We start from the raw sequence: 25,751 nt of genomic DNA, 5'->3' as shown, positions 1-25,751 counted from the left end.
TGAGTCACCGCGCCCCCGCCAGTGCGCGGCCCAGCACCACGAGCAGCGAGACGTCCGTGGTCAGGTAGGCGGCTGCGCTCGCGACGGCGGCCCCCGTCACCCCCAGCCTCGGGATCAGGAGGGCATCCAGCGTCACGGTGACGACGAGGCCGGCACCGAGCAGGAGGGAGTTGGTGCCCGGCCGCCGGGTGCCGAGGAGGAAGCCGCTGGCAAGACCACCCGCCGGGGCGGCCACCAGACCGCAGACGATGATGCGCGTGGGCGCGACGGCTGCCTCGAACGCCGGGCCATAGATGAGCGGCAGTAGGGGTCCAACGACGAGGGCGATGACGCCCGCCCCGACGACACCGACCGCCAACAGGACCGGCAGCTGTCGGCGCGCCTCGGCGGCCGCACGAGCAGGCCCCTGTCTCGCCACCGCCGGATAGGTCACCCAAGTCACGGCCAGCGCGGGGAGTCGCACGAGCTCCGCGAACTTCGATGCGACGGCATACACCCCCAACGCAGCGGGTCCGGCCATGGCGCCGAGGAGGATGAAGTCGAGACGGAGGTTGAGCAGCCCGACGATCCCGCCCACCTGGCCCCGCAGACCGAACGACACGATGCGCCGCGCCAGCACCCGATCGGGCCGCCCGTGCATCACGATCCCCAGTTGGACTGCTCTGTGCCGCAGCCGAATCCAGCCCCACGTGGCCACAGCCACGTCGGCCGCGAGAAGGCTCGTCACCAGTCCCAGCCCACCCGTCAGGCCCGCGAGCTGCGCCAGCAGGTATGCCGGCACGAACGCGAGCTCCTCGGCCGCGGTCACGATGTTGGACCCTGACCGGTCATCGAGGGCCTGCAGGCTCGACTTCGAGACGGCCACGGGCAGCTGCGTCGCCACCGTCAGTCCCGCCAACGCGAGGACGAGGGGCGAGGCCCCCGGCAGCAGGAGGGAAGCGATCACGGGCGAGAGCAGCAGCCAGGCGGTGGTGCCCCCCGCTGCACCGAGCACCATGACCGCCCGGATCGTGGGCCAGAGCCGCTCCGCCCTGGAGTCGGGCCCAGCGAGGAAGTAGCCGGTGGCTCCCGGCAGTCCGCAGGCAGCCAGGACCCCGAACAGCCCCGGCAACACGCGCAGCAGGGCCAGGATCCCGACGTCCTCGGCACCGCCCAGCCGGGCCACGAGCACGGTGGCGCCGGCCAGCGCGAGCACTGCCACGACCCGGGCCCCGAGGTTTCCCAGGACCGATCGACCGGGGATCCGTCGGGTCAAGGGGGCTCGCCTCACGCGCTGGAGCATGCGGCCGCCTCCTCAGGGAGGGCTCCCCGACCACCCCGGACCGCGACCGGGTCGGTCGCGAGCAGGTGCAGCCCGGCGACGAGGCCCAGGTAGGCCCACACGTGGCGGAAGTGCAACACCTCATAGAAGGTGCCGGACGCGACGAGGGCGACGCCCAGGCCGACGAGGTAGTGGGTGAGCATCGCACCCGGCCTCCCCGCCCGATCCGCCGTGGTGGAGCGGGCCGACCTCGTCGTGCCGCTTGCGTCTGTGGCACTGTCTCCGCCCGGCCGTCGTCGGACCAGCCCGCCCAGGCGAACCGCCACCGAGGTGAGCAGGACGACGAGGCCGAAGCCACCCAGTGCCCCGCGCTCGACGAGCGTCGCGACGTAGTCGTCGTGTGCCTCCTTGACGTAGGGCGCGGACGCCTGGGCGAGGGCCTGCTTCGTCAGGCCGGGCCCCACGCCGATCGGGTCGCCCTGGACGTAGACGCGCATGCCCTCGGAGACCAGGACCTCGCGCTCCCGGCTCGACTCGTCACTACGACCCACCGAGTCGCGCAGGAGTGCTCCGGACGCCGCGGCCTGCTCTCGGAGGGCGGTCACGTCGACGAGGCTGCTCGCGGCTGCGGTCCCGAGGGTGAGCAGGCAGGCGACCCCGATCACCGCCATCGCCCCCGAGCGACGGCTTGCCTGGGCCAGCACGAGGCTCACGCCTCCACCGATGGCCAGGGAGAGCAGCGCACCGTTGGAGCCGGTGCAGGCGACCGCCAGGACGAGCAGCCCAACGGCCGCCGCCCGACTAGCGGGGCGCCGAGGATGCCGCGACGCCAGCACGATGAAGATGCAGACCACGTAGTAGCTGCCCGCGAGATTAGGGTCCCCGAAGGTGAGCGAGGCCCTCGAGCCGTCGGCGGTGCTGGTGCCCGCGAGCCATGCCAGTCCGAGGAACCGGCCGACGACGATCGCACCGGCCCAGCACACGGCGGTCCAGCACCACGCCCGGCACACCGTGTCCACGAGAGTCCGGTCTGCGGCGATGCACGACGCGAGCACCGCCGCCCACGCGAGCAGGAAGACGTCCTGCACCAGCGCGAGCGTGGCCACCGGTTGCGCCCGCAGGAGGGCGGCGACCGCACCCGCGCTGACGAGGATCCAGACTCCGGTGAGGTAGGGCACGCGGATCCGCGCGCGCACGTGCGAGAGCCAGAGCAGGGCCATGAGGATGGTCACCGCGATCGAGACGTCCACCGGTGAGGTGTTCGCCGGGCCGGACGGGATGAGCACCGGCAGCAGGCAGACGGACAGACCGAACGCCCACCGCAGCGACGGTGGAGCCACCTGGGCGGCGCCCCGAACCTCTGGGCTCATGGGGCCAGCTCCGCGAGCAGCTCGACGTGCAGTCGGGCGAAAGCCGGCTCGTCGCTCTCCGCGGCGATCTGCGCGAGCCCGACGAGCACCGCTTCTCGCCAGGCCGTCCTGCCCCGGGGTGGCAGCCCGCCCGCGACGAAGTCGGCCACGCACGCGGCATACCACCCTGACGAGCGCAGCAGGTAGCGCACCGGCTCCCCCGGCCGGCCGGCGCGCAACCCGCCGTGGCCGCGCACCGCTCGCCCGCGCGGCGTGTGACGGTCGAGGTAGAGGGTATAGGCCAGGGCGAAGCGCACCCGGTCCCACAGGGGGTCAGCCCCGAAATGCGCTCTCTCCCAGTCGACGACGCCGGACACGAGCTGCGGGTCTCGGAGGAGGTTGCCGGCCCAGAAGTCCCCGTGCGTGACCCCGTCGGACCGGTGGCCCAGCCCGGACAGCCGGTCCTCCACGTCAGCGCACGCGGCGCAGGCCTTCGCCGCCACCTCGTCGTCCGGCCACCTCTGCACCAGCTGCTGGCCCACCGGTGCCGTCACCGGCGAGGAGTCACCGCGAATCCGCGCCAGGCCCGTCAGCCAGGATCCCGCGGCGGCGAAGTCCCGCTCCACGCTGCGACACCGCGAGGTGTGACCCCACAGGTGGTAGTCGGTGGCCATCGGTCGGCCAGCCGCCGCCGTGGTCACGAGCGCCGTCAGTCCGGGCTCCTCTCGCAGCTGCATGCACTGCGGGACGGTTGCGCCGAGGCGGTCGGGGTCCAGCTGCTCCAGGTCGAGGAGAGCGCGCGCCTCGGCTCGCACCGCGTGACGCGCCGTGTCCGTGAAGCCCACCTTGACGGCGAGAGCAGGTGCTTCGCCGGGTACCGGCAGAGCCAGCAGGACGGTCTTGGGGTTGGGGTCGCGGGAGAGCGACACGAGCGCGAGTCGCACGGGCACGCCCGGCAGGTGCTCCGCCACGATGCGCTCGACGAGGGACGGCAGGGACTGAGCCCCGCGTGCGGCGCTCACCGCGCTCACCGCGCTCGCCGCGCTCACGGTCGGTGTCCGATCAGCAGCCGCGTCCCCACGAGCCGCCCGACGACGCGCAGCAGTGCCGAGCCGCGGGACGAGCGTGCGATGAGGCTGAGACCCGCGGCTCCCCGGCTGCGGCCAGGAGGCACGGTGACGAAACTGTGCCAGAGCCACCCGAGGCTCTCCGGGGCGTCCTCGGCGATGAAGGTCGCGCCCGAGGTCGTGGGGAGGGCGAGCAGCTCCCGGTCCACGACGATCCCACGCTCGCGTGCCACCCGGCGCGCACGGGCCCGACCCAGTGGTCGCTCGTCGATGACCACGACGACACCCGGTGAGGGCACTGAGGGCAGAGGGGCGCTCGACGTAGCCTCCGTCACCGAGATGACGGGGGTGCCTGCCGGCACGAGCAGTCGCAGGGCAGCGGCGACCGCCGTCATGCTGGCACCGCCGATGGCGGGGCGTGGCCCGGCGCCGGCCGGGGCCGCCTCGCAACGGGTGCGAGCTCGTAGACGTCGCACAACGTCGAGCCGAGCGTGCTCGAGTCGTATCGTTGACCGAGCTGCTCGCGAGCCGCCACGACCCACCGGGCCGCGTCTCTCGGATGCGTGAGTGCGAAGTCGATCGCCCTCGCCAGCTGCGCCGGCTGCTCCGGCCGGACGAGCAGGCCGGTGACACCGGGCACGACGACGTCGGAGACCGCGTTGACGCAGGTGGCGACGACAGGTATCCCGCAGTCCTGGGCTTCCACGACCGCACACGGGAGTCCTTCGTAGCGGCTCGACATCGCGAAGACGTCGAAGGCCGGCAGCAGGTCCGCCACGTCCTCGCGGTTCCCGAGCAGCAGCACGCGGTCCTCGATCCCCAGCTGCCGACATCGGCGTGCCGCCTCCTCGAGGAGCGACCCTCCGCCCACCCACACCAGCGTCGGCGACGTCGTGGCGCGCTTCACGGCCTCGAGCATGACCTCAGGGGCCTTCTGGTAGTCGAGGCGCCCCACGGTGCCGACGACGAGATCGTTCGGACCCAGGCCCAGGGCAGACCGGGCCCGGGCCCGGGTCCATGGCGACGCCAGGATCTGCGTGCGCTCGACGGCCGGCCCGATCGTCGTGATCTGTTCCGGTCGCGCGATCCCTCGTCTCACGGCCTCGACCGCGACGGCGGTGCCGACCGCGAGGTAGGCGTCCGTGATCCGCGAGAGCTCCTGCTCGATGCGGATGTAGGTGCGCCGCACCGGTGCCCTCTGGAAGTCGTGCCACGGGAAGCCGTGCAGGGTGTGCACGATCCTCGGAGTGCGCACCCGCGACGCCGCGACGCGACCGAGCACACCGGCTTTCGCGCTGTGGGTGTGGACGACGTCGAAGTTCCTCGACCTCATGAGCGCCACGAGAGAGGCCAGCGCCTGCGCATCGTGGGTCGGGCGGATCGGGGCCACCAGCTCCGGCACGACGACGACGTCGATGCCATGGGCCCGCGCCACGTCGAGCAGCCCGTCGCCGGAGCCCACGACGAGCGTGCTCTCGTAGCGGTCACTCGGAAGGCTGACGGCGCCCCGCACGGCGACCCCTCCGGCGCCGGCCATGCAGCGAGTGATGACGTGGGCGACCTTCTGCCTCATCGCACCGACCCCGTCAATGGTCGAGCGAGCGCGGCGGCCCGCTCGACGAGCTCGACGAGCGGGACGGAGGTCCTACGACCCGCCAGCTCCACGCGTACGCAGGGCACTGCAGCAGACAGCCGTTCGGCCGCCTGGGTCACCGGGGGGTGGGCCGGCCCGATCCCGGTGGCGAGCGCCAGGGTGGCGGCGAAGGCCCAGTAGCGGCCCAGCTCACCCGCGGCATACGTGCCGCCGACCAGCATCCGCGCGCACCGGTGCTCGGTCACCGGGGCGACCGAGGGACTGTTGCCGGTGCCTCGCGTGACGACGAGCACGAGAGAGGGCTCGACTCCTGGCTGACGCGACGCCCATTCTCTCTCCTCTCGTCCGTGCGGCATCCGACCGTGGCGTGACCGCTCGCTCGTCCTGCCCCCGGGCTGCGCGGGCTGCCCGGGCTCGACGGTGTCGGGAGTCACGCGCCGCGGCTCGGGAAGCGCCCACAGGGTGCGACCGTCCCACACGCACACGTTGTCGCTCACCGGTCGACCCTGCGCGGGCAGCAGCGTGCCGAGCAGTGTCGACTTGCCCACCCCACCGGCGCCCGCGAGGGCGACACCGAGCTCGCCGACCTGGGCCGCCGAGACGTGGAGCGGCACCGCTCCGGTGCAGCCGGCCCACCAGAGCGCGGGGAACTGCAGGACCGCTGCCCGATGCAGCAGCTCGGTGCGGCCCGGGGCGGCCGCCCGCAGCAGACGGTGCCGAGCCGCAGGCCGAGGTCGCGCCGTCACGACGAGGAGAGGCGGTAGCACCTGCAGTCGCAGGTCGACCCCGCTCCCGCACGCGTCCTCGAGCACGACCGTGCCGTCGCCGGCCCAGGCGCCACGGGTCACGGGCGCCAGCCCGCCCACCGGGAACGGGCTCCGCGAGTCCTCGATGTGGATCACCAGGTCGGCGGCCTTCGCAGCCGAGTCGTCATCGGCAGCGACGGTCGGGCCGCCCAGGGCGCGCTCGACGAGACGCGACCACCGGGGGGTCGATGCGCCGATGTCCACGGTGAGCCCGCACATGCTGGTCCGCAGTGACATCACGACTCCACGCCTTTCAGCTGCGTCGCGGCACCGGGCCGGCCGTCGGAGCGCCCGTTCAGCTGTCGATGGGTTGACGAGGCGATGACGTGGGGAACGCCGGGGACCAGGTCACGCTCGCGCACGGTCACCGCGGACCGTCCTCGAGCAACACCGTCGGCATGAGCAGCCGCCGGGGCGGCGGCGGGGAACTCGGACCAGCCGCGGATCCGTCGGCCTCGGATGATGACCACGCCGAGCACGGGCCAGCCGCGGGCGGCGGCGCGTGCCGCGAAGGCGTCGAGCCGGCGCCGGCTCACGACGACGGGAGCGACGGCCACGACGAGGATCTCGGAGTCGGGGCCGAGCTCGGGGTCGAGCGACCCGTCAGCCTGTGTGAGAGCGTCGACGCCCGCCACGATGGGCAGCCGCGTGGACCTGCTCAGCTCGGCTGCCAGGCGGGCGACCCGATCGGAGCCGCGGGGCTCCACGGCGAGCAGGAGCACCCTTCCACGGGGATGCCGTCGCAAGGTCAGCGACAGCTCCACGCACAGTTCGTGGAGGGCCTCCAGCGTCCGGGGATGCGTGAGCGACCGACGTGGCAACGTGATGAGCAGGGGCACCCCGAGGTCCTCAGCGACCCAGCTGGCTCCACGGACCCGGGGGCGCGCCATCTCGAGCAGGGCGGCGATGCCGAGTCCCACGATCAACCCGGCGAGGGCTCCGAGGCAGCCGAGCTGGACCGGGGACAGCACGACGGGATCGTCCACCGGGTGCGGAGGATCCAGCACCCCGATCGAGGAGCGGGCGGCCGTCGCCGTCACGAGGTCGGCTCTCTGACGCAGGAGATCGGCCAGTGTCGGCTGGCTCGCACTGAGGCGGGCCTGCAGCTCGAGGACGGCACCGGGCGAAGCCGTGGCCAGAGCCTTGATGAGTCGCCCCTGGTCTGCCGTGAGCCTGTCGATCTGCTGGGTCAACGAGTGCGTCCGCTCGAGGTCGCTCTCGCGCGCCCGGTTGGAGTAGCGCGTCGCTCCTGCGACGAGGGCCTTGGCCACCGCGAGTGACTGGCCGCGCTCAGGAGTGCTGACCACCACGTCGTTGACCGAGGACACGCCGATGCGTCGCACGCTGATCGACTGGTCCGCGAAGACCCCGGGGTCACCGAGCACTCCAGCCGCGGTCATCGCCGTCTGCACGAGCCCCGGGCTGGTGACGATTCCCTGGAGCCACTGCGTGACGGCGTCCGCCTCGACGTTCGAGCTGGCGAACCCGCCCGACATCTGGACCCGCGCCACGGCTTGGTACTGCGGGGGCTGGTGCACGGCATACCCGGCGGCGCCAACGGCCCCCACGGTCGTGCACAGCAGCAGCAACCACCAGTACCCGCCGATCAGGCGGCGCACTGCCTCTTCCATCCGCATCGTGCTCCCCTTCCCTAGTGCAGCACCGCGAAGGGACGCAGCCGGGCTACCGGCCGTACGATCCCGTGGCCCGACAGCACCGACATCGCCGCATTCACCCCGGCGTCGTCGAGGTGCGCGCAGTGCGCCGGCGCGGTGTCCGAGTAGCCGAACCTCAGGGTGTGCCGACCCTCGCGATCGGGGCCGGAGGAGCCGTCCCGGGCGAACTGGTCGATCACGGTCCCCGCCCCGTGGCAGGCCGAGTGCAGGCTGGCACCGCTCGAGCCGCCCGCGACCGCGAGGTAGGACGACGTGCGATGGGTCCCGGGCAGGAGCACCGCCTGGCCCGTCTGAGCGAACGTCGTGCCCGGCCTCATCCGCGACGCGGGGTAGGCGCGGCACGAGTTGTGGCGGTGGACGACCGCCGTCGTGCCCTCGATCTCCTCCTCGTAGATCGAGTTGTGCGGCGAGTCGACGACGAGTCGCCCACGAGCCCCACCGAAGACGGCCGCCGCGATCTGCCGCAGGGCGTGGTAGGTCGTCATGCGGAAGGCGTAGCCGTAGTTCATGGCTGCGGCGTTGGCGAGCATGAGCCGCTGTCCCTCGTCGGAGTCGAGGGAGACGGGCGGTGTCGCCACGGTGAAGAAGAGCCGCATCCGCTCGCGCACCTGCTCGACCGAGCGGGCGGTGGCGAGGTGGAACAGCGGCTTCTGCACCGCCATGGCAGCCTGCATGATCCGTTTGGTGTCCTTGCGCCGCGCGAAGAGGTGGCCGATCTCCCCGGTGAGCACGCCACCTCCGGCGTGGTACTGCAGCGTCACCTGACCCTGGCGGACACCGAGCAGCTCGGCGGCCCGTGGGTCGAGGATCTCTTCGACCTCCTGCAGCTCGACGAAGTGGTTGCTCGGACCGACCGTGCCGAACCGCATCCGGGCCAGCTGCCACGTGAGGGCAGGCACCTCGGAGACGAGTCGATCGGAGCCACCCCAGCGCGTGAGGTCCAGACGACCGTGCTCCTCGACCCGCTCCAGCTCAAGCGCGTCCACGCCGTAGCGGTCGACGGCGAACTCGCCCCCGCCGACGGCGGCGTCGATGACGTCTCGGCGGCTGAGGTCGCGCCGTCTCGTCGTGGGATATGGGTAACGCTCGCGCACCCGTCGGTAGAACTCGCTCACCGCGGCGTCGGAGGGACGGTCGCAGTCGAGGGTCATCAGGGCCATCCCGCAGTTGACCGACGAGCTGGTCAGCGTCGGCCTGATCGTGCCCACCGTCGCAACAGCGATGCTCGAGGGCATCTCCATGGCCGACTTGTGGTGGAAGTCCGGCAGGACGACCGGTGGCGCGGCGAGGTCCATGTCGGACGTGGCCGACTCCAGGGAGCCGACAAGCGCCCGGTCGGCGCGGAGTGCGTCGCTCTCGAAGACCCTTACGCCGGTGGCCCGCGGGCCGGCCCCCGCACTCGGCCCGGGTGCCGAGCGGCTGCTGATGACGTCGATCCTCACTGTGTCACCTGTCCATTCCTCGATGCGGGTGCGTCCGCAGTGGCGTCGCGCGGTTGCGTGTCCGCACGTCGCCCCGTGGGGTGTCCGCCTGTGCGGGCATCCACCTGACGTCGTCAGTAGTCGTCGGGGTACGGCGCCCACGTCGACGGGATTGCAGCCGGAGCCCGTGCCGAGTCATCGCCGTCGGGCCGGAAGTCGGGCAGCGCGGCGACCATCCGTCGGCGCACCTCGTCGGCGGCGTTGCGACCCGCTGCCTCGTAGAGCCAGTGCAGGTGTCGCTCGAAGTCCCCACAGGGGCGCACGGCGCGGGCTGCGAAGATGCGCGGGTGGCTCGTCGGGAAGCACTCCTCGGACTCGCTGAAGAGTGCCTCGTGCAGCTTCTCGCCGGGCCGCAGACCGGTGAAGCGGATGCCCACGTCCGGCACCTCGAGCTGCCGCGCGAAGCTGGCCACCAGGTCGACGATGCGCACCGGCGCCCCCATGTCGAGCACGAAGGTCTCGCCTCCCGTCGTCAGGTAGGCGGACTCCAGCACGAGGCCGACGGCCTCCTCGATCGTCATGAAGTAGCGGGTGACGTCCGGGTGGGTGACGGTCACCTCGCGTCCGTTGGCCATCTGGGCCACGAGGACCGGTAGCAGCGACCCGCGGCTGCCCAGCACGTTGCCGAAGCGCACAGCCGACACGACGGTGCGACCCCCGGTGTGGGCCTTGACGACGAGCTCCGCGAGCGCCTTCGTCGCTCCGAGGACGGAGGTCGGATCGGCCGCCTTGTCGGTCGAGATGACGACGAACCGCTCGACGTCGCAGTCCACTGCGGCACAGAGGACGTTGTCGGTGCCCTGGACGTTGGACTTCACCCCCTCGCACGGGTGCTCCTCGAGCATCGGCAGGTGCTTGAGCGCGGCCGCGTGGAAGACCACCTGGGGGCGGAAGGCCTCCATGACCTGACGCATCCGGCCCGCATCGCGGATGTCGGCCACGACCACGTCGTGTGAGTCGAGGAACGCCTCACCGTGCAGCTCGAGCTGGAGCCGGTGGAGGTTGGACTCGTCGTGGTCGAGCATGACGAGGCGGGCAGGTCCGAAACCATTGACCTGACGGCACAGCTCGCTCCCGATCGAGCCACCCGCGCCCGTGACGAGCACGACCCGGTCACGGATGATGCTGGCCGCCTCGGGCGAGGCGACGTGGACCTCGTTGCGCCCGATGAGGGTCGCGACATCGAGAGAGCGCAGGTCGGTGCCGACGACGTCGCGCTGCAGGAGACGGACGAAGGACGGCAGCCGTCGGACACTCGCGCCGACCCTGGCCGCGGTCGTTGCGAGGCGCTGCACCTCGGCCTCCGGGAGCCCCGGGATCGCCAAGACCACGACGTCGACCCGGTGCGCGGTGCAGACCTGGAGGAGGTCGGTCAGGGTGCCGAGAACGGGCAGGTGTCGCACCTGCGTCTTGGCGGGGTCGTCGTCGAGGAAGCCGATCGGCGTCAGCCCGAAGTCCGGCACGTGCTGCAGGTCACGCGCCAGCGCCTTTCCGGCCTCCCCGGCCCCCACGACCAGTGTTCGAAGGCTGCCGGGAACGGATGACAGCCCGGCCCCGTGTCGCATCACCTCGGTGGTCATCACATCCCCTCCTGCCAGATCGCCGCACTCACGGCGTCGAGCTCGTCATCGGTCAGGTGCTGGTCGAACGGCAGCGAGAGCGTCTCCGCGTAGACCTCGTCGGCCCCCGGCAGGCCTCCGGGTGGCAGCACGCAGTGGGCCGCATACCACTCGAGGCAGTGCAGGGGGATGAAGTGCACCGAGGTCCCGATCCCTCGCCGGGCCAACCGCTCGATGAGCTCGTCGCGGTTGATGGGGAAGGGCGGGCGGACGCGCACCGCGTAGAGGTGCCACGCATGGGTCCCGAGGGCGGTCCGAGGAGGCAGCCGTATGCCGTCCAGCCCGCTGAGGCGCGCGTCGTAGCGCGCGGCCAGGGCCGCTCGTCGCTGCTGGTGCCGTGGGAAGGCGACGAGCTGGGCACGGCCCACGGCGGCCTGCACATCGGTGAGGTTGGCCTTGAGGCCCTCGTGGCGCACGTCGTAGCGCCAGGACCCGCCGGGGAGATAGCGACGCCAGGCGTCTCTCGACATGCCGTGCAGGCGCGTGCTGAGCAGGACGTCGGCGAGGTCGTCATCGTCGGTCGTGACCATTCCGCCCTCACCGATGGCGAGGTTCTTCGTCGCATAGAAGCTGAAACAGGTCGCCCTCGAGAGGGTGCCCACCGGCCGCCCCGCCACGGACGCACCGAGGGCGTGAGCAGCGTCCTCGACGACGCGCCGCAGCGGCACCTGCGCGGCATCGGCCGCGGCCACGACGTCGGTCGGTGAGCCGCCGAGGTGCACGACGACCATGGCGTCGACGCCGCCCGCAGCCACGGCCGCCGACCGGATCTCGCGAGGTCCGGGCATGGCGGTCGCGGGATCGACGTCGGCCAGCACCGGAACGAGCCCGGCATGGAGGATGGCAGCAGCAGCGCCGCAGAAGGTGTCGGCGCTCATGAGCACCTTGGCGCCGGCAGGCAGGTCCATCCCCCGCAGCACGAGCTCGATCGCGGCTGTGCACGAGCTCACCGCAACGCCCCGACGAGCCCCGACCTGAGCCGCGAGCTCCTCCTCGAAGTCGGCCACCTCCGGCCCCGTCGTCAGCCAACCCGACTCCAGCACCCGGTTCGCCGCAGCCCGAGCCTCGGGCGTCAGCACGGCACGCGCGAACGGGATCGGGAGGGGTCGCGGGGCGACTGACGAGCGGGTGAGCGGGCGAGCGGTCAGCGTCTCGCTGGTCACGACTTCTCCTCGTGTCGGGGGTCAGGCCCGTCTGTACGACGAGGCCTTCCTGCTGTTACGACCGTAGGAAGGCCGAGGAGAGCGGACACCCGATCAGGGGCTGAGCGCCTCTACGCTTTTCGACGGAGCGTCGGTCTCATGACTCCGCCCGGGAAGCCCGGCCCGTCGCGCGATCACGACTGCCTCGAGGGTCGAGTGCACCCGGAGCCGGCGCAGGATGGCCGCGACATGGGTACGCACGGTGTGTGTGGACATCGACAGCATGAGCGCGGTCTCGCTGCGGGAGCACCCGCCCACGAGGCATCGCAGCACATCGGTCTGCCGCCGCGTCAGATGGTCGATGAGCAGGTGCGCGTCCTCGCGGGCGACGTCAGGCGGTGGCGAGACCGCCAGGCTCAGGACATCCGAGGGCAGGCGCAGCTCCCCGCACGCGACCCCCTCGATGGCGACGACCAGGCTCGCCAGCGAGTCGTCGCTGTGGACCCAGCCGCGCACGCCCATGGCGATGGCCTCGGCGGTGGCCAGCCGGTGCCCTGGCTCGGCTATGAGCACCACTCCGAGGTCCGTCTGGGTGGCGAGCGCCAGGCGGGCAAGGTCGAGGCTCGCCTCGTCGTCAGGCGAGAGATCGGCCACCACCACATCGGGACGCACCGCGTGGACCAGCGCGAGCCCGTCGGCGGCCGAGGTGGCACGGCCGACGACCTCCACGGTGCCGAGCGCGGAGAGAGCCTCGCCCAGCGCATCGACCTCGAGCCGGCTGTGGGCCACCAGCGCGACGCGGACCGGATCGGGCGTCATGCGGCAGAGCATGCACCCCCCGACGCCGGAACGGACCGTGCATCGGGTGGACCGCGTCCTACGCCGGATGCCGTATCCCCTTGTGGCCGTTCAGGACCGGAGACGCGCTGGCCAGTCCTCCTCGGCGGCATGGTCTGCCATCAGGGCGGCCGCCTCGAGACGGGAGTGGACTCCGAGCTTGTGGAGCAGATTCTGCACATGGGTCCGGGCGGTGCTGCGTCGCACGCCGAGCTGCCGAGCGATCTGGTCCGTGCTCATCCCCCGGGTGATGCAGCGCAGCGCATCCCATTCGCGGTCGGTGAGAAAGCGCAGCACCCACAAGGGATCCTGCGCCGACGGTGGGAGGAAGGCCTGCCTCAACAGCCCCGGCTCCACGGCGACCTGGCCTCGCGCCGCGTGGTCGAGCATCTCGCAGATCTCTTCCATGCTCATCGACTTGAGGAGGTAGCCCGCCGCTCCAAGCGCCAATGCACCGGAGACGGCCTGCGGATCGGCTGCAGCCGAGAAGACGACCACCCGCGTGTCGGGGCACCGCGCCACCATGGCCCGCAGGGCCTGCAAGCTGGTGCCCTCCGGGAAGTGCAGGTCGAGGAGGCACACGTCGGGTTGGTGTCGCGTCACGGCTTCCAGGCCCGCCTCAGGGGTGGTGCACAGGTCGACCACGTCATGTCCTCGTGCTCGCAGTGACACCGCCAGCGCTTCCAACAACAGCCGATGGTCGTCACAGACGACGAGTCGCATGGTGACCTCACCCCGGCGTCGGCACGTGCATGACGGCGAGGGCTCCTCCGCTGGGGAGGTTGCGCAGCTCCAGTCGACCTCCGTGGTCGGCGAGGATGGCCCGAACGATTGCCAACCCGAGGGAGTGCTGGGCACTCAGCCCTCCCAGTCCGGGCCCGTCGTCGGTGATCGCCAGCCATCCGCTCGTGGCATCACCATCCACCTGCATCTGCACGTGGCCGTCTCGACCGGCCGCCCGGATGGCGTTGTCGAGCAGGCACAGCGCGGCGCGCACGAGGTCAGGACGGCAGCCCCGGACCGGCACCCGCTGCACCGTGTCCACGGTGATCCGGCACGTCGCACCCGCCGCTGCCAGCTCACGGGCGGAGCGGGCCACCTCGGCGAGATCCAGCAGATCGACCTCACGCGCTGCACGCCCTCCCAGGACGGAGTCCACGAGCTCGCTCAGCCAGGCAGCCTCTCGCCCGATCTCGTCGAGGCGCTTCCTGGCCTCGTCGTCGGCGCACTCGACACCGTCGAGCTCGGCCAGACGCTCGATCACCGAGAGCGGATGTCGCAAGTCGTGACACAGGGCGCGCACCGTCGCGCTCGTCGGTGCCGGCATCGATGCCGATCCCCCCGCCGCACCCCGCAACGCCGTTCTTCCTGATCCGGAGCGGTGCCCCCTCGTCGGCCTCCACCCCGACCTTGCGCCGCCCCCCGGCTCCCACTGGCCTGTTTTGGACATGTTCGATCTCCACTGTTGAACCCACTCAACGAATCCCCCCCGGGCTCGTTGTCGGCGGCCTCCCCAGTTCGCCTGTGTTGTTACCCCCCCAGTGAAACCCAATCCCTGCGGCACGTCACCTGATTCCCGGAAGTGCTTCTCTCGTTGCCCGATTCCTACGTTTTCATCTCGTGGAACCGGTCCGGCCGGACCGGATCTGCGGTCAGATCCAGCTCGACCGCTCGCGCTCGGTGGGCACGACCGCGGCATCCCACTGCGCGAACGGCCGCTCGAGCCGGTAGCGGAAGTCGGGCTGGCGCCGCAGCACGACGGGCTGCCCGTTGGCGGGGTTCTCGAGCGACTCGAAGTAGTCGACGCTCCAGTGGAACCACCGCATGCAGAACAGGCGCATCGTCAGGCCGTGGGTCACGATGACGACGTTGCGCGGCGCGGCGGGTGTCTCGAAGTTGCGGAACATCGACTCGAGGAACGTCGAGACCCGGTCGTAGACGTCGGAACCCGACTCGCCGTGGGAGAAGCGGTAGTAGAAGTGGCCGTAGCGGTCGCGCAGCGCCTTCTGCTCGGCGATGTCGGCAGGGTCCTGGAAGTTGGCCCAGTCCTGCTCACGCAGGCGCGGCTCGACCCGCACGTCACGCTCGGCGACGGGCAGGTCGAGGGCCGCGAGCGTCTGGCGGGTGCGCACGTAGGGCGAGACGTAGGCCTCCACCGAGCCGCCGTCCAGCATCGCGCGCAGCACCTCGCCGGTCTGGCGGGCCTGCTCCAGCCCCACGTCGGTCAGCCGGAGGCGATGGTCCGGCACCCGCTCGTAGACCGTCTCGTCGACGTTGCCCTCGGACTCTCCGTGGCGCACGAGGACGATGCGTTCGGGCCGGTGCTCGAGGCCCTCCCTCCCCTGCCCGGGGCTCACCCGCGCAGCTCGGGGAACTGGTCGTCGCGCCACTCGAGCGCCGGCTGCTCGCCGCCCGAGGCGACGAGGTCGTTCTCGCGCCTCCGCAGCTCGACCCGACGGATCTTGCCCGAGATCGTCTTGGGCAGCTCGAAGAACTCGATGCGCCGGACCCGCTGCCACGGCGCGAGCTTGTCGCGGGCGTGCGCGAGGATCGACCGCGCCACCCCCTCACCCGGCTCGATGCCCGGCGCGAGCGCGATGTAGGCCTTGGGGACGGCGAGGCGCAGCGCGTCGGGCGCCGGCACGACGGCGGCCTCGGCGACCGCCGGGTGCTCGATGAGCACCGACTCGAGCTCGAACGGGCTGATCTTGTAGTCGCTCGCCTTGAAGACGTCGTCGGTGCGACCGACGTAGGTGATGTAGCCGTCGGCGTCCATCGAGGCGACGTCGCCCGTGTGGTAGAAACCACCGGCCATCGCAGCGGCGTTGCGCTCCTCGTCGCCCTGGTAGCCGGTCATGAGTGGCACGGGATGCTTCGACAGGTCGAGACAGATCTCGCCCTCTCTCGCCCCCGACGAGTCCGCTTCGGACACAAGCGCATTCGTGATGGGATCGACGATCACGACGGGGCATCCCGGCAGCGGCCGGCCCATCGACCCCGGCTTGACGGGCGAGCCCGGGGTGTTGCCGACGGCGGCCGTCATCTCCGTCTGGCCGTAGCCGTCGCGGATCGTCAGGCCCCAGGCCCGCTCGACCTGCGCGATGACCTCGGGGTTGAGCGGCTCGCCGGCGCCGATGACCTCGCGCAGCGACCCCGCCCCACCGGAGAGGTCGGACGTGATGAGCATTCGCCACACCGTCGGCGGCGCACAGAGCGAGGTGACGTCGTGGGTGCGCAGCACGCGGAGCAGCGCAGCCGGGTCGAAGCGCACGTAGTTGTAGACGAAGATCGTGGCCTCCGCCGCCCATGGCGCGAAGAACGAGGACCACGCGTGCTTCGCCCACCCGGGGCTGCTGATGTTGAGGTGGACGTCGCCCGGCTGCAGCCCGAGCCAGTACATCGTCGACAGGTGCCCCACCGGGTAGGACGCCTGCGTGTGCTCGACGAGCTTGGGCCGGCTCGTCGTGCCCGACGTGAAGTAGAGGAGCATCCGGTCGTCCGGGCCCGTGCCCGGGTGCTCGGTCGGCCCCACCTCGAGGCTGCGGTGTGCGGCGTAGTCGGCCCAGCCCGACGTGTCGGTCGCTGCCCCGCCGGTCGACGACCCGCCGACCGCGATCCGCACGTAGTCACCGGGCACGTCGTCGAACTTGTGCACCTCACGGGCGTTGGTGATGACGGCCCGCGCCGACCCACGCTCCATCCGGTCGACGAGGTCACCTGGCCCGACCGCCGTCGTCGTCGGCATGACCACGGCGCCGAGCTTGATGACGGCGAGCATCGACTCCCACAGCTCGACCTGGTTGCCGAGCATGAGCACGACGGCGTCGCCGCGACGCACCCCGAGCGAGGTGAGCATGGCCGCGACCTGGTCGGACCGGCGCGCCATCTCGTCGAACGTGACCGAGGCCGCCGACTCGTCCTCCTCGACGATCGTCAGCGCGTTGCGGTCGTTGCCGCGGGCCACCGCGTCGAACCAGTCGACGCCCCAGTTCCACCGGTCGCCGAGGTGGGGGAAGGCGAACTCGCGGACGGCCCGCTCGTGCTCTCCCCGCAGGCCGAGCAACTGGTCACGGGAGGCGCGGTAGGCGTCGGTCGCGCTCGTCGTCGAGGTCGTCGTCGTCATGGTCCGACTGTGCCACGAGCCGGGCCGGCAGGGCAGCGATCACGCGCGACGCGTCTCCTGCGAACCGGGCTCCCGGAGGGCTCAGTCGCCGGCGCCGCTCAGGTCGCGCGGCTCGCGGCGGCGCTCCTCGGCCAGCTCGGGCCGCGCGGGCCGTTCGCCCTGCGGCACCGCCGTCGTGTCGACGCCGTCGAGGTCGCGCTCACCGCGGCCGACGTCACCGCGCCCACCGTCGCCGTCATACGGCCCCGAGGCCTCCGGCGCGTAGCCGCGACCGTGCCGACGGCGCAGGTCGTCCTCGTCGATGAGGCGGTTGATGAGCTGCTGGACGACGTTGCTGTTGGGGATGTTCGTGAGGTTCTCGTCGGGGCTGTCGCCGGCCGACTCGATGTGCAGCGACCCGGCCCGGATCATCCGGTCGACCAGCGTCTGCTGGAAGCTCACGTCGGTGATCTTCGAGAGCGTGATGTCCTTGCCCTGCTTGGTGAGGATGCCGCGGCGCACCATGACCCGGTGGCTCGTGATGACGTAGTGCGTCGTGCGCCACCGCAGGTAGGGCACGACGACCGCCGGGATCGCGACGAGCACGAGCACGGCGACGGCGATCCACTGGATGCGGTTGCCGGTCTCGTCGTCGGGTGTCTGGATGACGATGAAGACGCAGGCTGCGGTGAGCAGCAGCCCGAAGATGGTCGGCACGACCACCGTCAGCCAGTGCGGGTGCAGGTCGCGCTCGACCTTCTCGCCCTTGGCCAACACGTTATCGGGGAACCCCACGACGTCCTCCTTCACCGGCGGGCACCGACAGCCCGTATGCCGTCAGCCTAGGTCCCGCGACGCCGTCGGGGGCCGATTGCCGGGCGTGTCAAGGCGTTCGAGGGCCTCGACGTAGGCGCGACGCACCGTCTCACCACGCCACTCGGTGCCCATGTAGACGGCGCCCTCCCCCAGGGCCTCCACGAGCCCTTCGTGCTCGAGCTGACCCAGGACCCGGTGGCTGCCGAGCGTCAGCACGAGGGAGCAGTCGTGCGCAGCGAGCGTCGCGGCATACTCACGGAGCACCCCGATGAGCGAGAGGCCGATCTCGTCGACACCCCGCATCCTGAGGATCACCACCGATCCCTGGCTGTCGGCGTCGAGGGCCGGGAGCCGGTCGCGCAGCGTGGGCGCACTCGCGAAGAAGAGGCTGCCGTAGGGCTGGAGGACGACCACCTCGTGGGGCGGCACGGTGGGCGGGGGCTCGACCTCACGCATACGCCCGTCGTCCTCGATGAGCAGGCGCGTCACGCGGACGCGGTTGGACTGCTCGACGACGTGCAGCACGATCGCGAGCGCCACCCCGAGGAGCACGGCGTACTGCACCGGCACGACGAGGGTCAGCACGAAGGTCACGGCCAGGACGACGGTCTGCAGCCGGCCGGTCTTGACGACGGAGCGCACCCGGTCGGGCTTGATCGCACCGACCCCGACGACGATGAGCAGGGCCGCGAGGGCGGGCATCGCGACGAGACCGACGACCTCGGAGAAGGCGAGGATGACGACGGCCATGACCCCGCCGGCGAAGACCAGTGCGAGGCGGCTGCGGGCACCGCTCGCCGTGACGAGGGCCGATGCCGACATCGACCCGCCGACCGGCATGCCGCGGAAGATTCCCGACACAAGGTTGCCGACGCCCTGCCCGACGAAGTCGCGCGACGGGTCGGAGACGCGCCCGTCGGGGTTGGGCACCCCGGCTGAGACCGCCGCACCCTGCACGAGCCCGATGAACGCGAGGGACAGCGCCGGGACGAGCAGGCTCGGCACGTCCGGCAGCGACGGCAGCACCGGCATCGGCAACGAGCTGGGCACGTCGGCGATGTCGGCCACCACCTGCACGTCGGCGCCGAAGGCCCAGCGGAACCACGCCGCGAGCGCCGACCCGAGGACGACGGCCACGACGAGGCCCATCGCCCCGAGTCGGGTCCGCTGGAGCAGCACGATCCCCGCCACGGTGACGACCCCGACGAGCAGCGACGCGAGGTCGATGCGCCCCGGGTGCAGCAGCAGGTCGAGCGTCTTGGCGAGCCTGCCGGACCCCTCGAGCGTGGCCCCGGTGAAGGAGCCCAGCTGGCCCAGCACGATGTTGACGCCGACCGCGGTGACGAAGCCCGTCATGACCGCAGTGGGCACGAAGCGCAGCAGGGTGCCACCACGGAGCAGACCTGCGGCGATCATCACGATCCCCGTCAGCACGGCGAGGGTGAAGAGCGCGCGCTCCGGGTCGGGGGCCCCGCCGAGACCGGCGTCGGCGACGACGAGGGACATCGCACCGGTCGCCTGCACCGCCATGAAGGTGCTGCTCGTGACGAAGGCCGCTCCCACCATCCCGAAGAGGTAGGCGTAGAGCCCGGCGAGCGGGTTGACCCCGGCGAGCAGCCCGCTCGCGAGGCCGTCGGGAACGCTCTCGATGCCGAGCACGAGGCCGGCGGTCGCGTCGTGCCGCAGCCGCTTGCGGTCCGGCCGGCGGCGGGCCGACGCGCGGGCGCGCTCCTCCACCCGCTCCTTCTCGCGACGTGCACGCCGCGTGAGCGGTGCTGCGTCGCTTGCGGATTCGCTCGTTGCCGGTTCGTCGGTCATGCGCACTGCCCCCGCAGAGCGGGCATGGCCACGTCGCCCCCCGGCGACGTGGCGGTCACCTCATACCCCGGTCGTGGCAGCGCCGGCCGCGACGGTCTTCTTGACCGCCGAGCGCAGCACGAGGCCGGCGACGACGAGCAGGACTCCCCAGAGCAGCGCGAGCAGGCCGATCCAGACGGTGAAGGCGAGGGCGGCCGTGCCCGGGTGGGTCACGATGATGAAGCCGGCGATGCCGAGCAGCACGGCTCCGACGACACGCAGCCAGCGCGGCACCCCGTCGTCGGTGAAGGCGAACGCCGCATAGAGGTCGTAGGCGGCCCGGATGATGAGCCACAGCCCGACCGCCCAGGTCAGCGCGACGAGGGCCGTCCCCGGGTGGATGACGGCATAGAGGCCGGCGAGGATCGAGATGGCGCCGATGACGACGAGCCAGGTCTTCGCGCCGCCACCCTGGGCGCGGAAGGCGGCGACGATCGACCCGACCCCGTCGACGAGGGCGAAGATGCCCCACAGCACGACGAGCGTGACGACGCTCGCGATGGGCCAGACCATCGCGACGACTCCGAAGACGACGCCGATGACCCCCTGGGTCACGAGCAGCTTCCAGTTGATCAGGGTCCAGTCCACGGTTGCTCCCTCTCGCAGCCGGCGAGACCGTCCCGCCGAGCCGTCGCCGGGCCGCGCCGCCCGCCTCCCCAGAATCTAGGACGCCCGTGGCCCCCGCTCCTTCACCCGCTGCGGGTGAGGGTGGCCGAGCGGCGCTCTGCGACGCTGGGCGGGTGGTCGGCGGCCGGCGTCGGCCGGGTCACCACGGACGGAGATCGATGAGCGCCAACCCTGCTGCGCTGCGAGCACGACGCGAACCGAACCCCCTGCTGCCGCGCGGCTTCCTGATCATCGTCGGGATGGCGGCGGCGTTCGTGCTCATCGTGGGGCTGAACCGCCTCTCGTCCATCATCGCCCCGACGTTCCTCGCGCTCGTCCTCACGATCACGGTGGCGCCGATCCGCACCTACCTCGTCGGCCGCGGCCTGCCCGTCTGGGTGGGCGCCCTCGCCGCGATCCTCACCGTCACCGTGGGCGTCGTCGCCTTCGTCGCGCTGCTCGTCGTCTCGGTCGCCCGGTTCGCCGCGATCGTCCCGCAGTATGCCGACCAGGCCACCGCGCTGACGAACGACGTCAAGCAGTGGCTGACCTCGCTCGGGGTCACCCCGGAGCAGGCCCAGACGATGCTCTCCTCGCTCAACCTCGGCAAGGTGGTCAGCTTCCTCGGCGGGCTGCTGGGCGGGCTGCTCTCGTCCCTGACGAGCATCGCCTTCATCCTCACCCTCGTGCTCTTCACCTGCATGGACTCGAGCTCGTTCACGACCTCGCTCGACCGGCTGCGCCACGAGCGTCCCGGCTTCGTCGCGGCGATGTCGGGCTTCACGCACGGCACGCGGCGCTACCTGCTCGTCTCGACGATCTTCGGCCTCGCCGTCGCCATCATCGACACGCTCCTGCTCTGGGCCCTCGGCGTGCCGGCGCCGGTGCTCTGGGGTCTGCTCGCCTTCATCACGAACTACATCCCCAACATCGGCTTCCTCATCGGTCTCGTGCCGCCGACGATCCTGGCCCTGCTCGAGGGCGGCCCGAGCCTCGCCCTGACCGTCATCGTGCTCTACAGCGTCGTCAACCTCGTCATCCAGTCGGTGATCCAGCCCAAGCTCGTGGGCGACGCCGTCGGGCTGTCGGCGACCCTCACCTTCCTCTCGCTCATCGTCTGGGCCGGCATCCTCGGCCCGATCGGCGCCATCATGGCCGTGCCGCTCACGCTGCTCGTCAAGGCGGTGCTCGTCGACGTCGACCCACAGTCGCTGTGGGTGGGTGCCCTGCTCGGTGACCAGCGCGACCACACGGTGCACGCGCCCCACACGATCGTCGACGAGCCTTCCGGACCGTCCGCCTCCGCCACCGGGGCGTCCGACGAGGCCACCGGACCGTCGGCCCAGCCCGCCGACGACGGCGCCGGGCACACCGCGCCCGAGGCGACGGAGCAGCCGGCCGGCGGTCGCGCCGTTTCCGCTGGCGGGGCCACCGCCTGAGCCCTACTGTCCGGTAGAGGGCGTGAGACACACACGATGCCGAGGGGATCACGTGGTCCTGCTGAGGCGTCGACGGAGAGCTCGAGGAGTGTCGACGGCCTTCAGCAGCAAGTCCCCCGATCCACAAAGGAGTGTGTCGTGAAGCGCTTGTCCTCTCGTCTCGCCGCCGCCGGAGCCACCGCCCTCACCGGAGCCGCCGTCGCCCTCTCCCTCGGCTCGCCCGCCACCGCGGCCGGCACGAGCTATGTCGCGCTCGGCGACTCGTACTCGTCCGGGGTCGGCACCCGCACCTACATCAGCGACGGCACGTCGTGCCAGCGCTCGGTCTACGCCTACCCCTCGCTCGACGCGTCGGCCCTCAGCCTCACCCTCAACTTCCGCGCCTGCTCGGGGGCGACGGTCGCCGATGTGACCAACACCCAGCTGTCGGCGCTCACGAGCACGACGGCATACGTGACGATCTCGGTCGGTGGCAACGACGCCGGCTTCGCGAGCGTCCTGACGACCTGCGCCCAGCCGAGCTGGCTGAGCAACTGCTACGGCGCGATCGACAAGGCCAACAGCGTCATCACGAACACCCTCCCGGGTCGCCTCACGACGCTCTACGCCTCGATCAAGAGCAAGGCGCCCAACGCGCGCGTCATCGTCGTCGGCTACCCGCGGATCTTCAACGGCCAGGACTGCAACGCGCTCACGTGGTTCTCGCCCACGGAGGAGTCGCGGCTCAACGCCACCGCCGACCTGCTCAACAGCAAGACGCAGACCGCGGCAGCGGCGGCGGGCTTCCAGTTCGCCAACCCCACGACGAAGTTCGTCGGGCACGCGGTGTGCGACACCGTCGAGTGGCTCAACGGCCTGTCCAGCCCGATCAGCGAGAGCTACCACCCCAACATCGCGGGTCACCGTGACGGCTACGCCGTCGTGACGAAGCCCGCCTTCGGCCTGACGACGACGCTCACCGTCGCCGCGACGACGGCCAAGGCCGAGAGGTCCGCGGCCAAGCTGGCGAGCGACGCCCAGCGGTATGCCGCCGCCGACCGCACGATCAAGCCCGAGCGCATCGCTGCTCCCGACCTCACCACCGCAGCCGCCAAGGCGGCAGCCGCACGGGCCGGGGTCGACCTGTCGAGCCGCGCGAGCATCGACGCCGCCGACCGCCTCTACGACGCGCGCCAGCTCGCCGCCCGAGGCTGAGCACCACCCCACCCAAATCGAAAGAGCAGTTCGTCGTCCTCCCCGCAATCGAAAGAGCAGTTAGTCGTCCTCCACGCGACCGCGCTGGCGCGCCCCACGGCGACGAACTGCTCTTTCGATTGCTGACGGTCGCGCACGACGGCGACGAACTGCTCTTTCGATTGCTGACGGGAGCACTGGGTCCGCGGTGGGCTCCGGGCGCCGGTGGTCACCTAGGGTGACGGGGTGCGCTACGACGACGTCATCATCGGGGCCGGACACAACGGCCTGACCGCGGCCGCCTACCTCGCCAGGGCGGGCCGCTCGGTGCTCGTGCTCGAGCGGAGCGACCACGTCGGGGGCGCCGCCGTGTCGGCCCGGGCCTTCAGCGGCGTCGACGCACGCCTCTCGCGCTACTCCTACCTCGTGTCGCTGCTGCCGCGGCAGATCCTCACCGACCTCGACCTCGACCTGCGCCTCATCCGGCGGCGCTACTCCTCCTACACGCCGGTGCCGAACGGCCCCGACCAGGGGCTGCTCGTCGACAACGCCGACGAGGCCGGCACCCGCGCAGCCTTCCGCGCCCTCACCGGTTCGGACGCCGCCCATGCCGGCTGGACCGACTTCTACGGCCGGATGACGCGCCTCGCGGAGCGCGTCTTCCCGACCGTGCTCGAGCCGCTGCGCTCGTCTGCCGACGTGCGCGCGCTCGTCGACGACAACGAGCTCTTCGACGCCCTCACGGACCGCCGCCTCGGCGATCTCATCGAGTCCGTCACGACCGACGACACGCTACGCGGCATCATCGCGACCGACGCCCTCATCGGCACCTTCGCATCGCTCGGCGAGCGCGACCTGCGCCAGAACATCTGCTTCCTCTACCACCTCATCGGCGGCGGCACCGGCGACTGGGACGTGCCGGTCGGAGGGATGGGCGCCCTGACGGACTCCCTTGCCGCAGCAGCGGTCTCGGCGGGCGCGACGATCCTCACCGGGGCCGCGGTGACCTCGGCCGACCCCTCGACCGGCGAGGTCGCGTGGGCCGGCGGCAGCGCAGGCCACGGGCGCGCCACCGGCTCCACCCTCGTCGCCGGCTGCGCGCCGGCCGTCCTCAACCGCCTGCTCGCCGCAGCCGGCGCCGCCCCCGTCGAGACCGAGGCCGACGTCGAAGGCGCCCAGCTCAAGGTCAACATGCTGCTCACCAGGCTCCCCCGCCTCCGCGACGCGTCGGTGGAGCCGACCGCCGCCTTCGCGGGCACGTTCCACATCAACGAGGGCTACGCCCAGCTCGAGCAGGCGTATGCCGCCGCGGCCGGCGGGCGCATCCCTGACCTCCCGCCGTGCGAGATCTACTGCCACACCCTGAGCGACCGCTCCATCCTCGGGCCCGACCTCGCGGCCAGCGACGCGCAGACGCTGACCCTCTTCGGCCTGCACCTGCCGACACGGCTCTTCCGCGACGACAACGAGGTCGCGACCCGCGATGCCCTCGCGGCGACGTTGCGCTCGCTCGACTCCGTTCTCGCAGAACCGATCTCAGACGTCGTGGCCCGTGACGACGACGGGGAGCCGTGCATCGAGGTCAAGAGCCCGGTCGACCTCGAGCGCAGCGTGGGCCTGCCGGGCGGCAACATCTTCCACCGCTCGCTGCAGTGGCCCTGGGCGGAGCGGGAGGCAGAGGTGGGCACGTGGGGTGTCGAGACGGCATACGGCAACGTGCTGCTCGCGGGCGCCGGCGCGCGTCGCGGTGGGGGCGTGAGCGGCATCCCCGGGCACAACGCTGCCCGGGCACTGCTCGCCTGAGCGCTCTGTTCAGGAGGGCCAGACGCCCGAGCTGCCCCGGCGGTGGCTCGTCATGAGGTGCGTGTCGACGATGCCGACGGCCTCCATGAGCGCATACATCGTCGTGGGGCCGACGAAGGCAAAGCCCTTCTTGCGCAAGGCCTTCGACAGCGCCTTCGACTCCTCCGAGACCGTGGGCACGTCGCTGTAGTCGCGCGGGCGGGGCGTGTCGGGCGGCTGGAAGCCCCACACGAAGTCGACGAGCCCACCCTCCTCGCGCAGGGCGACGGTGGCCCTCGCGTTGGTGATCGTCGCCTGGATCTTGCCGCGGTGCCGCACGATGCCCGCATCGCCGAGCAGCCGCTCCACGTCGACCTCGGAGTAGCCCGCGACGACGTCAGGGTCGAAGTCGGCGAAGGCGGCCCGGAAGTTGGGGCGCTTGCGCAGGATCGTCGCCCACGAGAGCCCTGACTGGAAGCCTTCGAGGCAGATGCGCTCGTAGAGACCCCGCTCGTCACGGATCGGCACGCCCCACTCCGTGTCGTAGTAGTCCATGAGCAGCGGGTCGACCGCAGCCCACTGGGGTCGGGCGAGCCCGTCAGCACCAACGACCGTCATGTCGCGACCCTAGGACACGCCGCCGACACGACCTCTGGCCGGCCGGCTTGCCGGCTGGTGACGACCGCTGACTCACCCCACCGTCGAGCCGAGGAGGACAGCCACGGCGCAGGCCTGCGCGACGACGACCCACCGGACCACCCGGACGCGGGCCCGCCCCGACGGCACGGTGGCCGCCGCGACGATCGCGGCGGCGCCGAGGGCGAGCCCGACGACGCCGGCCACCTGCGCGACGAGCGCCCGCGTCTCGTCCGACCCGGTCGGCGTGCGGTCACCGCCGAGGCCCGACGGGCCGAAGGAGACGGCGAGTCCGAGCAGGACCACGTCGAAGCCCGCGAGCACGAGGGCAGCCGTCACCCAGAGCTGGACGACCCGACGCGAGGTGCGACCGTCGTCAGCGGAGGCTCGCCCGTCGTCAGGCGAGGCCGGCATCGGTCCCCGCCAGCGGTGTCATGGGCCCCAGTGTCGCGGACCGCCCCTCGTCCGCCAAGGACAGGCGGCCGTATGCCGTCGGGGGCGGCATACG

General features: G+C 71.7%; 23 protein-coding genes. 3 read left to right on the top strand and 20 right to left on the bottom strand.

Annotation, left to right across the window (positions count from 1 at the left end):
* Positions 1 to 4 precede the first annotated feature (4 nt).
* From FHX52_RS13775 to FHX52_RS13690, 18 genes are all read right to left on the bottom strand, one after another.
* Positions 5 to 1,270: an oligosaccharide flippase family protein gene (locus FHX52_RS13775; protein ID WP_185747284.1), complete on the bottom strand. Its 1,266-nt coding sequence runs from the start codon at positions 1,268 to 1,270 to the stop codon at positions 5 to 7.
* Complete coding sequence (locus tag FHX52_RS13770; protein ID WP_141822918.1) at positions 1,267 to 2,631, bottom strand: O-antigen ligase family protein; 1,365 nt, start codon at positions 2,629 to 2,631, stop codon at positions 1,267 to 1,269. Before FHX52_RS13770 ends, FHX52_RS13775 begins: the two co-directional genes overlap by 4 nt.
* Positions 2,628 to 3,632 carry a phosphotransferase family protein gene (locus FHX52_RS13765; protein WP_141822916.1) on the bottom strand — a complete coding sequence of 335 codons (1,005 nt, stop codon included), beginning with the start codon at positions 3,630 to 3,632 and terminating at the stop codon, positions 2,628 to 2,630. Before FHX52_RS13765 ends, FHX52_RS13770 begins: the two co-directional genes overlap by 4 nt.
* 23 nt (positions 3,633 to 3,655) lie before the next feature.
* Complete coding sequence (locus tag FHX52_RS13760; protein WP_141822914.1) at positions 3,656 to 4,072, bottom strand: hypothetical protein; 417 nt, start codon at positions 4,070 to 4,072, stop codon at positions 3,656 to 3,658.
* A complete protein-coding gene (locus FHX52_RS13755; RefSeq protein WP_246069967.1) occupies positions 4,069 to 5,250 on the bottom strand; it encodes a glycosyltransferase in 1,182 nt (393 codons plus the stop codon). The genes FHX52_RS13760 and FHX52_RS13755 overlap by 4 nt, the downstream gene beginning before the upstream one ends.
* Positions 5,247 to 6,314 (bottom strand): hypothetical protein, encoded by a 1,068-nt coding sequence (locus FHX52_RS13750; RefSeq protein WP_141822912.1) that lies wholly within the window; start codon positions 6,312 to 6,314, stop codon positions 5,247 to 5,249. The genes FHX52_RS13755 and FHX52_RS13750 overlap by 4 nt, the downstream gene beginning before the upstream one ends.
* On the bottom strand, positions 6,314 to 7,714 hold the full coding sequence (locus FHX52_RS23885; RefSeq protein ID WP_185747283.1) for a YveK family protein: 1,401 nt from the start codon (positions 7,712 to 7,714) through the stop codon (positions 6,314 to 6,316). The genes FHX52_RS13750 and FHX52_RS23885 overlap by 1 nt, the downstream gene beginning before the upstream one ends.
* A gap of 14 nt (positions 7,715 to 7,728) precedes the next feature.
* Complete coding sequence (locus tag FHX52_RS13740; RefSeq protein ID WP_141822910.1) at positions 7,729 to 9,195, bottom strand: RtcB family protein; 1,467 nt, start codon at positions 9,193 to 9,195, stop codon at positions 7,729 to 7,731.
* Between the two features lie 113 nt (positions 9,196 to 9,308).
* Positions 9,309 to 10,814, bottom strand: a complete 1,506-nt coding sequence (locus FHX52_RS13735) for a polysaccharide biosynthesis protein (RefSeq protein ID WP_246069966.1) — start codon at positions 10,812 to 10,814, stop codon at positions 9,309 to 9,311.
* Positions 10,814 to 12,016 (bottom strand): DegT/DnrJ/EryC1/StrS family aminotransferase, encoded by a 1,203-nt coding sequence (locus tag FHX52_RS13730; RefSeq protein WP_246069965.1) that lies wholly within the window; start codon positions 12,014 to 12,016, stop codon positions 10,814 to 10,816. Before FHX52_RS13730 ends, FHX52_RS13735 begins: the two co-directional genes overlap by 1 nt.
* Positions 12,017 to 12,109: 93 nt before the next feature.
* Positions 12,110 to 12,814, bottom strand: coding sequence for a response regulator transcription factor (locus FHX52_RS13725; RefSeq protein WP_185747282.1), 705 nt, complete (start codon positions 12,812 to 12,814; stop codon positions 12,110 to 12,112).
* A gap of 90 nt (positions 12,815 to 12,904) precedes the next feature.
* Entirely contained in the window at positions 12,905 to 13,555 is a 651-nt protein-coding gene (locus FHX52_RS13720) for a response regulator (protein ID WP_141822906.1), read from the bottom strand.
* 7 nt (positions 13,556 to 13,562) lie between these two features.
* A complete protein-coding gene (locus FHX52_RS13715; RefSeq protein WP_185747281.1) occupies positions 13,563 to 14,159 on the bottom strand; it encodes a sensor histidine kinase in 597 nt (198 codons plus the stop codon).
* 325 nt (positions 14,160 to 14,484) lie between these two features.
* Entirely contained in the window at positions 14,485 to 15,189 is a 705-nt protein-coding gene (locus tag FHX52_RS13710) for a histidine phosphatase family protein (protein WP_141822902.1), read from the bottom strand.
* Positions 15,186 to 16,955, bottom strand: coding sequence for an AMP-binding protein (locus tag FHX52_RS13705; protein ID WP_141822900.1), 1,770 nt, complete (start codon positions 16,953 to 16,955; stop codon positions 15,186 to 15,188). The genes FHX52_RS13710 and FHX52_RS13705 overlap by 4 nt, the downstream gene beginning before the upstream one ends.
* Before the next feature lie 81 nt (positions 16,956 to 17,036).
* The gene (locus tag FHX52_RS13700) at positions 17,037 to 17,729 is read right to left on the bottom strand and encodes a PH domain-containing protein (RefSeq protein ID WP_141822898.1); all 693 of its coding nucleotides are present in this window, start codon (positions 17,727 to 17,729) and stop codon (positions 17,037 to 17,039) included.
* 42 nt (positions 17,730 to 17,771) lie between these two features.
* Positions 17,772 to 19,568 carry a SulP family inorganic anion transporter gene (locus FHX52_RS13695; RefSeq protein WP_141822896.1) on the bottom strand — a complete coding sequence of 599 codons (1,797 nt, stop codon included), beginning with the start codon at positions 19,566 to 19,568 and terminating at the stop codon, positions 17,772 to 17,774.
* Between the two features lie 60 nt (positions 19,569 to 19,628).
* Positions 19,629 to 20,195: an HdeD family acid-resistance protein gene (locus FHX52_RS13690; protein ID WP_141822894.1), complete on the bottom strand. Its 567-nt coding sequence runs from the start codon at positions 20,193 to 20,195 to the stop codon at positions 19,629 to 19,631.
* Between the two features lie 197 nt (positions 20,196 to 20,392).
* Between FHX52_RS13690 and FHX52_RS13685 the strand changes: the two genes are divergently transcribed.
* The 3 genes from FHX52_RS13685 to FHX52_RS13675 all read left to right on the top strand — a co-directional run bounded on the left by FHX52_RS13685 (position 20,393) and on the right by FHX52_RS13675 (position 24,628).
* On the top strand, positions 20,393 to 21,652 hold the full coding sequence (locus tag FHX52_RS13685) for an AI-2E family transporter (protein ID WP_141822892.1): 1,260 nt from the start codon (positions 20,393 to 20,395) through the stop codon (positions 21,650 to 21,652).
* A 138-nt stretch (positions 21,653 to 21,790) separates the two neighbouring features.
* Positions 21,791 to 22,846: an SGNH/GDSL hydrolase family protein gene (locus FHX52_RS13680; RefSeq protein WP_246069964.1), complete on the top strand. Its 1,056-nt coding sequence runs from the start codon at positions 21,791 to 21,793 to the stop codon at positions 22,844 to 22,846.
* 225 nt (positions 22,847 to 23,071) lie between these two features.
* Positions 23,072 to 24,628 carry a phytoene desaturase family protein gene (locus tag FHX52_RS13675; RefSeq protein WP_141822888.1) on the top strand — a complete coding sequence of 519 codons (1,557 nt, stop codon included), beginning with the start codon at positions 23,072 to 23,074 and terminating at the stop codon, positions 24,626 to 24,628.
* Positions 24,629 to 24,637: 9 nt separating this feature from the next.
* Here FHX52_RS13675 and FHX52_RS13670 read toward each other — a convergent pair whose 3' ends face one another.
* Complete coding sequence (locus FHX52_RS13670; protein ID WP_141822886.1) at positions 24,638 to 25,225, bottom strand: DNA-3-methyladenine glycosylase I; 588 nt, start codon at positions 25,223 to 25,225, stop codon at positions 24,638 to 24,640.
* 72 nt (positions 25,226 to 25,297) lie between these two features.
* Positions 25,298 to 25,657, bottom strand: a complete 360-nt coding sequence (locus FHX52_RS13665) for a hypothetical protein (RefSeq protein ID WP_141822884.1) — start codon at positions 25,655 to 25,657, stop codon at positions 25,298 to 25,300.
* Positions 25,658 to 25,751: the final 94 nt, after the last annotated feature.

This window comes from Humibacillus xanthopallidus, assembly GCF_006717145.1.
Classification (GTDB): Bacteria; Actinomycetota; Actinomycetes; order Actinomycetales; family Dermatophilaceae; genus Humibacillus; species Humibacillus xanthopallidus.
This window is presented reverse-complemented; position numbering and strand designations above follow the sequence as displayed.